The organism is Spirosoma harenae (assembly GCF_054776975.1).
This window is the reverse complement of the sequence record NZ_BAAHBD010000023.1, coordinates 1-12,727: the sequence shown is the minus strand read 5'-3', so window position 1 is coordinate 12,727 and position 12,727 is coordinate 1. Positions and strand designations below refer to the sequence as shown.

The 12,727-nt window shown below is 52.2% G+C and carries 9 protein-coding genes; 6 read left to right on the top strand and 3 right to left on the bottom strand.

Annotated elements, in window-relative coordinates:
- The 6 genes from ACYVE4_RS22515 to ACYVE4_RS22490 all read left to right on the top strand — a co-directional run.
- Positions 1 to 789, top strand: a 789-nt coding sequence (locus tag ACYVE4_RS22515) for a hypothetical protein (protein ID WP_461042508.1), incomplete at its 5' end; no start/stop codon positions are given.
- On the top strand, positions 789 to 1,922 hold the full coding sequence (locus tag ACYVE4_RS22510) for a hypothetical protein (RefSeq protein WP_461042507.1): 1,134 nt from the start codon (positions 789 to 791) through the stop codon (positions 1,920 to 1,922). The genes ACYVE4_RS22515 and ACYVE4_RS22510, both read left to right, overlap by 1 nt.
- Position 1,923: 1 nt before the next feature.
- Entirely contained in the window at positions 1,924 to 5,883 is a 3,960-nt protein-coding gene (locus tag ACYVE4_RS22505) for a hypothetical protein (protein ID WP_461042506.1), read from the top strand.
- Between the two features lie 21 nt (positions 5,884 to 5,904).
- Positions 5,905 to 6,267 (top strand): hypothetical protein, encoded by a 363-nt coding sequence (locus ACYVE4_RS22500; RefSeq protein ID WP_461042505.1) that lies wholly within the window; start codon positions 5,905 to 5,907, stop codon positions 6,265 to 6,267.
- A complete protein-coding gene (locus ACYVE4_RS22495) occupies positions 6,267 to 7,214 on the top strand; it encodes a hypothetical protein (protein WP_461042504.1) in 948 nt (315 codons plus the stop codon). The genes ACYVE4_RS22500 and ACYVE4_RS22495 overlap by 1 nt, the downstream gene beginning before the upstream one ends.
- Positions 7,215 to 7,230: 16 nt before the next feature.
- Positions 7,231 to 10,914 carry a hypothetical protein gene (locus ACYVE4_RS22490; RefSeq protein WP_461042503.1) on the top strand — a complete coding sequence of 1,228 codons (3,684 nt, stop codon included), beginning with the start codon at positions 7,231 to 7,233 and terminating at the stop codon, positions 10,912 to 10,914.
- 205 nt (positions 10,915 to 11,119) lie between these two features.
- Here the strand turns inward: ACYVE4_RS22490 and ACYVE4_RS22485 are convergent, their stop codons facing one another.
- The 3 genes from ACYVE4_RS22485 to ACYVE4_RS22475 all read right to left on the bottom strand — a co-directional run bounded on the left by ACYVE4_RS22485 (position 11,120) and on the right by ACYVE4_RS22475 (position 12,456).
- A complete protein-coding gene (locus ACYVE4_RS22485; RefSeq protein ID WP_461042502.1) occupies positions 11,120 to 11,296 on the bottom strand; it encodes a hypothetical protein in 177 nt (58 codons plus the stop codon).
- A 565-nt stretch (positions 11,297 to 11,861) separates the two neighbouring features.
- A complete protein-coding gene (locus ACYVE4_RS22480; RefSeq protein WP_461042501.1) occupies positions 11,862 to 12,074 on the bottom strand; it encodes a hypothetical protein in 213 nt (70 codons plus the stop codon).
- A gap of 154 nt (positions 12,075 to 12,228) precedes the next feature.
- Entirely contained in the window at positions 12,229 to 12,456 is a 228-nt protein-coding gene (locus tag ACYVE4_RS22475; RefSeq protein WP_461042500.1) for a hypothetical protein, read from the bottom strand.
- Positions 12,457 to 12,727: the final 271 nt, after the last annotated feature.

Here is a 12,727-nt window from a genome sequence, read left to right as displayed (position 1 = left end):
GCGTATTTGACGAGTCTGGGGGCAATTGATACGATCACCACCTACGGCAAAGGCAGCGGGGAGCTGTCCATCTTTTCAGAGCAGGCCGAACGCTATTTGCCTTCCCCCTACGAGCTATCCCATGGTCAGTTTGTGGAGTACAACCTGGCCCTTCAGCAGCAGGTGGATGTGGCGACGGGCTTCTGGCCACAATCAGTCTTAAAAACCTGGACAGACTTTTACCGGTCACCCCAAAAGTATAGACTCACTCAGGAGGGCGCTCTGCCCGTTGGTCTGGTTTCTAAATCCCTTAAGGAAGCGACCGACGGTGATACCCTGTTCGCTCACAAATGGACCTACGTCTACCTGTTTAAAGACGATTTCTACACGGGGGAAACGGATGATCTGGGCGATGGTCCCATTCCACACAACTTCAAAATGGTGGGCGGTGGGAATCTAACGATTTCTCAGCCCACCATAACTCGCAACATTGATGATACAGTACCCGATGAAATCAGGGGTGTAACTCCTCAGCGCATTGGCGGCTGGGATGTTGCGGCCGCTCGTCCGAACCCGTTAACACTGGGCTTTCTGGATCAGGCGGCCGGCAATCAGCTGTACAGGCGAAACGATCAACTCGTCGATTACCTGACGGATCTGGCCAATGTGCCTTCCGGCAAAAAACTGCTGGAGATGATTGCACCCCTGGCTCCTAACGTCGAATGGCGATTAGGGTTGCCGCTGGGCAATATACAATACCCTGACTTCTCCACTGAATTTTCACCCTCTGACTTTACTGTTCCCAGCTAATGGCCTTACCTCCACGCTTTTTAAAAGCCTATAACAACGTGAGCGAAAAGGTCCAGTACTGGGCCTGGCCACAGAATACCTTTGGTCGGTATGTATCGGCCTTTATCGCCAATTACATTTTTACGCATACCACTAACAAAGTGGTTACTGATGGTATTCCGGATGGCGGAATTACTGGCGATCTATTACCCACTGGTGACCTTCAGGAGCTCACGGATCAGGGGGCTGAAACGAATGACTACCTAATTACAGGTGGCTACACCATGATCGAATATCCCCAGGCGGGTGATGATGAAATTGTTGGCGTTCCGGTCATCACAAAACGCCAACTCGATTGGTACAATCAGGGAAAACGGCCCCTCGAACGCCTTGAAGTGGTACCCTTAGCAAACTTAAAAAAACGCTTAGCGGAACTGCCTGACCAAGTGGCCTCCGTGATCACCTTCACCATCCTGGGCCATCAGGTCGAGTGGCCGAATTTGATCGCCATTGATTTTGAACAGAAACTGAGTGATCCCACGCTCAACAACAACGCTGGGTATTGGGATCTGGTCATCTACATCCGCTCAAGCGTCAACATCGCCGAAACACGCTCTCTCCAGAACGATGCGCCTTACACCGAAGAAGTTGGGGTAACAGGTAATTATGGGGGCAATGGCTATACCCGCCAGGCTGGGTATTCGAATGTGCCACCGAGCTGGCTGGCTCGCTTCGAATACCGCTACCCTGGCCAACCCGGATTGCTGTTTGCGATGGACTGGGAAGTGCCGAATAATGCCGTAGCACGCAGTACAGTCTACCAGGCGAATCTTTCGAACGCCCGAACCCGCCTATCGCTTCAGAAAACGACCACTCCGGCCAGTGGGCCAGCCACGAATCAAACCGTCTATCTGGTCAGGTCACCGGGTGAAACGTGTTCGCTCGACGATGCCTATTTCAATAATCTGGATCAGACCCAAAAGCTGTCATTAACCACCAGCATCGAGCCAGTAGCCACCCTAAACAAGCACTGGGAAAACCGCGACTGTGATGGCGGTGGCACATCTGGCGACTTCGTATTCACCACTGATCCACTCATTGAGGGTGGTGGCACCGGCAACCAAACTACTAATTCTACCCCCGTAGCTCCCTAACATGAAAAAGTTTCTGATTCTTTGGCTTAGCCTGACAACCCTACTCAGTTTTGGGCAGCGCTACCAGACCATTCAGCAGTCTGCCACTGGCGTTAAACAGGTGGTGTTCCGCGACACGATCACCTATCCCTTTACAGCGAGTGGGGATAATTCCTTCAAAACGGCCATTAAATCCGGCACCATTCCCATTCTGGCTTATCCAAGCGAGGGGGGTATCGTTGGGAAATATTCCTACACGTTCAGCGATGTTCGGAAAGATTATCTGAACCATAGCCTGGTCACCTCACCCGCGCCGGTGCTCAGCGATGGCGTTCGGATGGCTCCCCGACTAACGGGCAATAATTATCCCTTTCCAGTTCAGACTGGACTTAATGCAGCTTTCTATAAACGGATTCCTCCGTTTTCGGTTCACCCCAGTAAGGTTATCATTTATCCCGGTGGACTGTATTCGAACACAGATGATAATGACTTTCTGACGCGGGGCTGGACACATACATCCGAAAGTGCCAAATGGGATATTGATGCCACGTATCCCCAGTACCGTCGGGCGCTGGAAATGGCCAATTACCAGGCGGCTTATAATGCGGCCCAGAGCCTGGATAATTCCGATCCCAGAAAGCAGCAGTTACTCGATTGGGCGGGACCATTACCCGCGTTCGAGGGTACCCATATCTTGCTGAGCAATCAGGATGCCGCTAAACTCTACGCTCAATTCTGGTATAACACGTTCAAACAGAATGACTGGAAAGGGGCTGGCGTCGATTACTTCAGCGTCAATCACGAGGTATTTACGCCCAGATCAGGAACGGGCCTGGAGCCTTACCAGCAGTGGTACCGGCAAGTGGGCTGGATTTCAGCTGAAATTATCCGACTGGCGGCCTTAGAAGGCAAAACGTTACCGACCTGTTTAACCGATCAGGGGAATTTAGCTCATGCCGCCCCATACTTTTTCGACGATAACAATTCGGACATTAACATGCCGGATTATTATTCGTATACCCGAATTGAAGAGCCATTTCGAGGCAGCTCGCAGTCGGCTCCGATGGGCGCTCCGACTGACCTGGGACTGTTGGTTAAATCGGGCAAAGCCTACGTGGGTGTTGGCTCCTATGTGCAGCACACCTGGGATGATCAAAGCCTGTTTGAAAAATGGTCTAATGGGTCCTATAAGCTCGATTCGTTGGGGCGTTTGATCTGGCGAACCGATGTACGGACGACAAGTATTGGTGGCCAGTCAGCTGTTCTGTATAATGAAGATGCCTACCAAAGTCAGCTGAAATTCTACGGGATTTTTGCTCGCTATATGGCCAATCAGTACTTCCGCGCGGGGGGAGTTCACCTACCCCGATCGGACGTTCGACAACCGGGTTTTGAAGCCGTAAAATTTTCGCGGCAATTCCGGCTCGATACTGAGGTTCAATCAGGTATGACTCCTGCGGATAAGGGTCTAACCGATGAGCAGTTTGCCACCCTGAACTCGCGCCCTCTCAATCCAGATTGGACGGAGGCCGACGCTATCGGGGCCTATTTATTCTCCGATTATCTCAGAGGCTGGATGGAGACGCAACCCAAATCAGCCCTGGGCAGCAACAATGGTGGAAAGAGCCGGGCCTCGGTGGAAATGTACACAAAAGGCTGGCACCTGGCCGCTCAGCTGAACTGGATTTTCGATACACCCTGGACACTGGTTCAACCCAAACACTGGGTAAAAGAGCAGGGGATTGTGTCGCCAGCGACGAATCCCGATGAGCAGTTTTACCGCAAACCTATCTTAGTAGGTGGTCTGGCCATCAAGGACGGCCACCCCACACTTTGGCAGTATGGCTGGTGGCCTTGTCAGGATGTCGATAAATACACATCGGTGATTATCTGGGTCGACAAAGGCGCTGGTCAGGTATCGCCAGGCTATGAGATTCGGTTGTCGGGACGCAAAGCGTTTTTGGATTACTGGCGATTGCCGGATGGATTCGCGGACGCTCAACCCAAGCACGTTTACTATCAGTTTAAATCACTGCTCGGGGAAACCATCACCTGGCGAGGAGATTACCGCGAACCTAAGATTACGATTCACCCCGCGCCACCAACTGTGCTGAAAAGCGAATTACAGGGTGGTCAGGTAACAGATCCCGGTAGTGTGACTAGTACAGCCCCCAACTGGATTGCAGGTCTTCGCTACACGTACAATCCACCCCTGTTAACCTTCGAAGGGACTGGTCAGATTGGCAAACTCAAGTTTGAGCGGGTGGATAATACCCCATTCTGGACCACCAATCCGGATAATGTGACGGTCAATTCGGGTGAGTTTTATTCCTCGGGTCCGCTGGAGGGGCAGAGTCCATACGACAAACAGTGGAAGTTGTACTACCACGCAGCCTATCCGATGCGCGTCACGGCTCAGGTTGCTGGGGGTACTTCCGTTTATTCGTACACCGTTACTCCATCGGCTGGTGCCAATCGGATGATTCTGATTGGCACAACGCCCGTAACCCCACCCACTCAGGATACCTCACTGGCCGCTCAGGGCTTGAACCCGAACTTTACCGCTCCCCCTGATCAGGGCTGGGATATCGTCAACGTTCGGGAAAAGTATATTCAGAATAACACGCTGAAAGTAGGCTTCCTGCGTGGTGGTGGGGTGATGTCGTATGCCTCCCGGGATAATGGCCGAAATCTGATCAACTCGAATCAAATCATCTGGACCGATAACCCCTCGGATTTTCGGTATAATACGCTCACCGATGATTTAGGCCGGCAAGGTCAATTCCATTCGGATTACTTCACGCCCGGCCCAAATGACAACGCTGGCCAGGGACTGATTCTAAAGAATGGTAAAAAGACCAGCACTGGCTATAATGGCCACGTGTTCAATACGGGTGCTAACGTGGTGCCCGGTGGTTCGCTTGATCCGGCCCTGGATCTGTCGCCCATTTTAAGTTCTGCGGTTTATACGCACCCGACGCGAGGTCAGGAGTTTTACGTAAAAACCCGGCCGTATATCTGGGGCCTGAAGGGCGAACTGGGTTGGGAAGTCGCGGAGCTTTGGTGCTGGTTTGCCACACCGACAACCATTGGCTGGTTTGCCCGTCACCATATTGAAGAGCGTGATCCAACCCGTTTTGACGAGCAGCGACTGTTTTATTCCATGAGTCAGGAAGGCCCCAGTTTCTTCTTGGTACCTGACTTAACCAATATCTTTATCGATCTGCCGGGCGAAAGCCGAAAGAATATTTATGTAGCCGACGGCAATGCCCCAAAGTATTTAACCTCGACCTGTCGCATCGGTGCCTTCCCGGCCAGTGGGGGTGTTGGCGTTACGTTGTATAGTCCGCTTCAAGGCCAGATTGGGCACAATTCCGATTATCTGCCAGGCTCTGGTCCAACGGGCGACTGGAACGGGTATAACACGACCTACATTCAGGGAGCACCCACCAGAAACTACGACAACGCGGGAATCTATGAAGATTCGGGCTTTATCACCTTCGGCACGGAGGCTGAGGCCAATGCGGCTATTGCCAGCTTACCGCCGATCGATCAGTCGTTCGACTTTGATTTTACCAAGCAGAACATGCTCTGGGCCAATGGCAATTCCAGGCTGATCAAAGAGTCAGCCGGTTGGACCCTGTACCTCGACCCACATGTCGATAATGGAGTAACCAGCTTCATCGGTAAAATCATGTCACCCGCCCGGGCCTGGAAAGCCGCTAGTGTCTCTGCGATCAATTTCGAGATTGCGGTAACCGGCACAACTACTTTAAAGCTGGAGTGGCAAAAACCCGGACTCACCTATCAAAATCAGTATTCGAAAGAATTCACCGTCGCTAATGATGGTCAGTTCCATACGGTTTCGGTTAGCACCTCGGACTCAAACTTCAACGGTATTATCAGTACAATGGGCTTTAGTGCGGGCTCGACCACCGGGACAAACGCCAAAGTTGTCATCAAACGCATCTGGAAAAATTAACCCTGATTATCCTGTTTTCTCATGAAATACCTCCTGATTCTTTTTTTCGCCCTGGCTGGCCTGACTTCGCAGGCCCAAACCTACTCGCCACCCTTATCTGGAACAGCGCTGAAGGCGCTCGTTGATCAGAAACTAACGCCCTCGGGAACCGATCTGATTACGGCCATCAAACTGCGCGAGATGCAGAAAGCCTTGATCGACGTGCTGGTGACCAAAGGCGAACTGGTGTTTACCACCAGCTATACGGGTACCCAACTGGCCGCAACCGGCCCAACGGGCAAACTCATCATGCAGGTCGTCAGCGGGGCGATCACCTTCTGGGTCTATCATCCATTGGCCAGTCCCACGCTTCAATCCACTTTAACCTACGGTTCCAATAACTGATGCGACCCAGTCTATTCATACTGTTGCTGTTTTCTCAGTTGACTGTTTGGGCGCAACTCCCCAAGCCGTTCAACTGGCCAGCCTATCCGGGAAATCCCAGTACGAAAGTATTCGTGCTGGATTCCACCTGGTCAGGCACTGCCACGGTTTCGTTGTACTCCTCACCAGGGGGTCGGCCATTGGCCAGCTCCCTGGTGCCTACCGTTTCCAAATCAGGACTGGCGGTAACGGCTACGTTTTCGGGCACAACCACCCAGGCACTTTTCAAGGAAGGTAATGCTACGGCTTACGTGGAAGTGGCTATCGGCGGCATCGTTCGCTTTGGCGGACAGATGAGCATTGGTTTTGCCAGCACGCTCACCTCAGCCGGTGGACTGATCAGTCCAGGCAGTCAATTGCTCACGATTCCGATGATTCAAAGTCTGACTGGAGTCCTGGCGTCCAAAGCTGATACGGGAAACATTGTTCGCAAGATGGTGGGGCTGGGCCTGTTTTCGGGCAACTACAACGACTTAAGCGATCGACCAACCTTGTTTAACGGTAGTTTCCTCGCCTTAACAAATCTTCCTACCACCCGATCTGGCTACGGCATTACGGATGCAGAAGGTACGATATCACCTGGTACCAACGGCCAGTATTGGCGCTACGATAAGACCTGGGCGACGCTCAACTCGGCGGCTGTTAATCTGGGCAATGTGCCCAACATCGATGCCACCCAGCGGGTTAACCATCAGGGCAACCAGGCGATTGCGACGATATCCGGTTTGCAAATGATACTAGACGGCAAGTTTGAATACGTAGTAACAATCAATAGTTCAGGCACTACAGCGGCTGCTACGGGTTCAACCATTCGCTGGATCATCGAAAACGTAACCGGCAACATGCCCACGATCCACCTTTATATTCCGTCCATCCCGCTCATTCACTTTGCTTCCTACAACAATTAATTTCCTCGTAACTTCCATGAAAACGTTTCTGATTCTTTTTTTACTTCTCCCTCAGCTGCTGCTGGCACAGACCAAAACCTTAAAACAAGTCATCGAAGAGGGCACCGGTGGTAAAATTCCCACGCCGGCGCAGGTAGCCACCTGGGATACCAAGGGCCAAAGCCTATCGGTGACCGGTTCCTACAATGCCGCAACCAACGTCGCCACCCTGACGCCTTCCGGAACAACGGTTACGGTAGGGGCCTCCTCGACCATCGTGCCAGCGAATGGCTATCTGCTGGTCAAAACAGCCGGTACCCAGAGCATACCGACGGGCAGCTCGCAAGCGTATGCGGTGAACGATTGGCTCATTAACTCCAATGGCGTTTGGCAGTGGGCCTCCAATCCGAATGGCGTCACAACCGCATCCGTAGGGCTTTCCAACCTGGCTACCGATGCGTTTACAAGACTTCAGAATGCGACCCTCTACGATGCGCTCACCACGAGTCTAGTCAGCGTGGGGCAGCTAAATAATGGGGTCGTGATCGCCAGTCCGGAGACGATTTCCGTGGCCGTTGGACAAACGGGCAATAGCTCGTTTCTTTTGAAAACCTATCTGCTGGCCAACTATCCAGAGTGGAAAGTCGGCCATACCATCCAGTTGCGGTATGATATCCTGGAATCGGTGGCCGGCAGCAGTGATACCAAATTAATCGTCCAGCTGCATAAGTTTACCACCGCCCAGATCAGTAACGTGGGGACGAATATCGTTCGCACGCGCAGTCTGACCAACCCCAACCTGGTGACCGTCACCCTGGACTATACCATCCAGTCGGGCGATAGCCAGCTAAAGCCCTACATCCAGATCAATAACTCGTCGGCCGTTACGGGGTCGGATCTGGTCTTTTACTGGACGGGCATCGGTGGCTATGATGCCAGTAGTGAAAAGGCGGGGGGGGTGATTTCGGATCGGATCAAGACCATCAACAGCCAGATTTCGGCTAACACGGTTAATCTTCAGATTCGAAATGCCATCACCGTAACCACCGGTGGTCAGGCCTTCAATGGGGCCAGCATCAACCCGACTACGGCTCAGATCACCATTCCCTCGGGTCAAACCGGCCAAAGCACCTATCTGCAACGGCCAATTTCCAACTCGGCCGTGGGCTGGAATGTGGGCGATAAAATCACCTTCACGGGCATCCTGGTAGAGTCAGTGGCGGGTAGCGCCACTGGCCTGATTCCAAGCATGAAAGTGAACGTGACCCGCTCCGGCTCGACGGTGCAGGACGTGGGCACGAACGCGAGTTTAACCCGGCCTTCAGTGGGTAGTACGACGGCGATCTATTCAGTCGATTATACCATTCAGCCGGGCGATACCCAGGTAACTCCGCTGCTTCAGATTTCCAATGGCAGCAGCACAACCTTTGCTTCTCCTTACACCTTTACCTGGGCCAAAGCCTACCAGGTCAACAACAATGCCGTTTCGCTCACCACGCCCTTAACCGATAAGCTGGAAGCGATGACGGTGGATTACACGGGGCAGAATACGGCGACGAATGCACTGATTGTTGATAATAAGCTCTACTTCACGCCGGCCTATAGTTCCACCGGCGGAGAGTCATTGAACGGAGCAACCTCGGCCGGCACTGGCGTAACGGTCACCAGTGGTCAGACGGGTGTAAACGCGTATCGGACGCTCAATTTTCCGATTTCGGTCTTTCCCAACTGGAGCGATATGGTAGGCGTACCCGTTACCTTCACCTTCGTGCTGAATAACAGTACCGATCTGACGCTGGCCAGAACCTTCAATATGGCCATTAATGTGGCCCGATCCACCAGCAATGCCAATGGGCAGGGGAGCGCGAAAACAGTAGTGGTAAAAAGTGCCACGGTTACCTGGGTCTCCATCACCTATACGCCGACGATCAACGATACCCAGTTAGGGATTTACCTTCAGTTCGCCGACAATACAGTGGCCTCCACTACACAGTTTTTTTCGGTCGTCAATGTCTTTTACAATCACGCCCTGCCCACTGGTTACCTAAGTTCGAATAACTACGTTGTCGGCAAACAACTGGGAAAAACGCAGTCGGATTTAACCGCCCTTCAGAACCAGGTAGCCGCTGGCGTAACTACGACCGTTTTAACCGTTGGCGCGGGTAAGCAGTATGCGTCCCCCAAACTGGCCAACGACGCCATTCTAGATGCCTCGGCCAGTAAACCGTACGAAATCCTGGTTTATCCCGGCATTTACACCGAAACCGAATGGACAGTCAAATCCTACGTAACCATCCGGGGTACGGTACGCGATCAGTGCTGGCTGAAAGGGGAAAATGCCGATAACTCGTCAGATGCCACTATATCGGGTACATCAACCCTGTGGCTTTCGGGCAATGCCTCCCTGATCAATCTGAAGATAACCATGCGCAATGGGCGGTATCCCGTTCACTCGGAAGCGTCAGGCGCCAACGTCAATGCCATTCATACGATTCAGAACTGCTACATTGAGCATTATGGTAATGAAGGAGCGAAAACGTGGCGGAATGCCAACCCAGGCAGTGGCATGCTGGCCTCAACGGTTTGGGCAAGCTGTCATGCCTGGGGATACGGCTCGGCCAGTGGCGTAAAGGAAACCTTCGAGAATGTCACCTTTGTCTCGCCTACGGACGGTTGGTACATCCACTCCCGCGAAGATTTTACCCGACCGACGGTCAACGAACTGACCAATTGCCGCTTGATCAAAACGGGGCCGTTTGGCAGCGGCATCACGCTTCAGCCGCTTGGCTCGGGAGTGACCGATCAGGTCAGCATTCGTAATTCAGAGATTTCGCCGGGCTATATCTCAATGTCGGATAATCCCTGGATTACCCAAACGGCGGCCAACCAGGTAGCCAACCATGCTCAGTTTGCCGTGACTGTATCCAATTCCTCGCCGTACCTGGGCTACCTGGATGGCACCCGCGGATCGGCTCTGCGCATCACCAGCAGCAGCACCTCGACGGGCTCCAGTGTCCGCCTGGCCGGTACAGCCGTAAACGCCCTGATCGGAACGGAGATTGCCCGCGATGGCGGTGGCGGTCTGGCGGGTAGTGCCTATGGCACCTGGGATATTAGCGGCATTCAGGTGGGCATTAACAGCAACGTCACAGTGGCCAACAACCTGGGTCGTCGGTTGGGGGATTGCAGCACGACGCCCAAATCACTCAGCGTGACATTTGATGGTACGACCACGAAGGTGATTTCGTTCTCGATCAATTTTACCAGTCAGAGTAACGCCACCGTTTTAAGCTACCTCAATAGTGCGTTGGGCGCGTCTGGTACGGCTGACGAGTACAACCCCAGTGCGGGGGAATTCTATCCCAGTTTCCCCGAACGACAGGTCACGCTAACCAATAGCTCGACTACGGGTATTCCCCGTTTCTCGGCTGTGGCCTATGATAATGCCAATAACACAGTTCGGCTCATGACCACCAGCGATCCCACCAGTAGCTTTCTGGGGATTGCCCTGCACAACATTGCTCCAAACAGTACGGGTAGAATTCTCACCGAAGGCGTCATGCACAAATCCCAGTTAGCCGGGGCAAGTGGAGCTACGATCAGTTTCGGCACGCAGATATCGCTGTCGGCCTCAACGGGTGGGCAGTTTGAGACCAGTTCCAGTAAACCGATCGGCAAAGGCCTAGCTACCGATTGGGTGTATTTTAAGGGAAACAGGTAGACAGTACGTTTTAAGAGTTTAATTATGATTGCTATCACCTCTGACACTGGCCTAACGCTTCAGCTGAGTCCCGATCAAAAACTCATTACGCAACAGGCGGTGCAGGGAAAGATCGCGTCACTCCCCGCTTATTGATGAAAGTTCCAGTTGCGTTTGCCCTTGTTAAGACTAAGTAAAATTACCTAAGTAACAGGTCAGGTCTATTTTAGTCGAGTAGCCAGAGTAGAAACCCCCAAAGTAGCTTAAGCGCCTGACAGAACAGAAAAAAGGAGATGGCGATCACCAGAGTCCAGGGGCCGGGTAGAAACGGAAGGATCAACTTGAATAGCCAGGAGGCCAGTCGGCGGAGTTCGGCCCAGATCGAGTTAAACAGCGGGTTCATGTTACGTATGGATAGCAAGCAAAGCGTCAAAGCTACCAAAACCCAAGTACATAAACAATCTGAAAATCAATCATTTACAAGGGTAAATATGAACATGGATTAACATAGAACACCCGCTAACTTTCTGGCAGAAACTGTCTGCGTGCTCAGAACGACAAGCTGATGAGCCCCGCTCGGGCCGCTTCTGGAGGATTATCATCCTGGCCGCAGTGGCGAGGCTGGCTGGCAGTTGGAAGTAGAACGGGATGTGCGATGAAGCCGGTAGCCTACAACTAGCAGCCGGTCCTACTGCATCAAGCGGTTGACCAGCAGTGAAAATGCCGTAGACGCCAGCGAAGCGCCAAATGAATAGGCACAAACCCGGAAGTGGAACTGCCACAGACACACCACGCTGTTAAGCAGCAATAGGATGGACAGCGCGCACAGGACGGGGTAGAGATAAAACAAAATACGGTAGCTCATAGGGATAATCTCTTGTAGGTCAGCGTAAATGAACCTCAAAAGTACTCCCGAATGAGCAGAAAAGACCAGGCGGTGTCGTAAAAATGACGGAATGGCCCTATCCCTAGAAGTAGGTATCGGCGGGCAAGCGGCCCGTCTGGGAGCGCAAAAAGTGGTCAAACACCAGGATGAGCAGATCCGTAAATAGCAGCAAAAAAAACGCAACAATTGTCCAGAAATACTCGCCCTGGTAGCCCAGGAACAGGCAAAGGCCTAACCAAGCGATGGCCTCCAGGCACAGGGCCGGAAACAGGTAAAGGGTAATTTTTTGATACATGGGTATGGGTTAGGCTGACGTAGGTAAAGGTAGGCAATAAAAAAAGGAGAAAACAAAAACAGTCCAACACCGCCTACAGCAACTCCTCACCGCTCCGGGGATCGACAAGTAGCGACCCGATTGTCTCAAAAAATGCCTGGGCTTATGGCTACTACTACCTGCCTGCTTTTTGCGGATAATCGTCAGCTGGCGACTGAAGCTCATCCCGCTGCATAAACTGATTAAATACCAGGATGAGCAAATCCGTAAACAGCAGTAGACAAAAGCAGACGGTGGCAAAATAATACTCCTCAATGGCGACCATCCAGAAGAAGATGCCCAGCAGGGCAATCGCCTTCAGGCACAGAAAGGGAAACAGGTAATACGTCAGTTTTTGGTACATGGTTGAGTAGGATATGGGCACAAATAAATGTGACATATTAATTATTTACAAGTATCGGTAACATAAAACAGAAAAAATTGAAGCGCTAACCAGACAAAAGAAAGAATGAAGCCAACGTCAGCGACCATGGCTTCTACCGAATACCCCTTCCGCCCTGAGCAAGCGGCAAGGTTTTTCCCAAGTGCATTACTTAACCTAAACTAAACACAATGGTACTCACAAGACCCGGCAACAAACGGCGCATCGCTGCCCACATATTGCCGCATTTTCC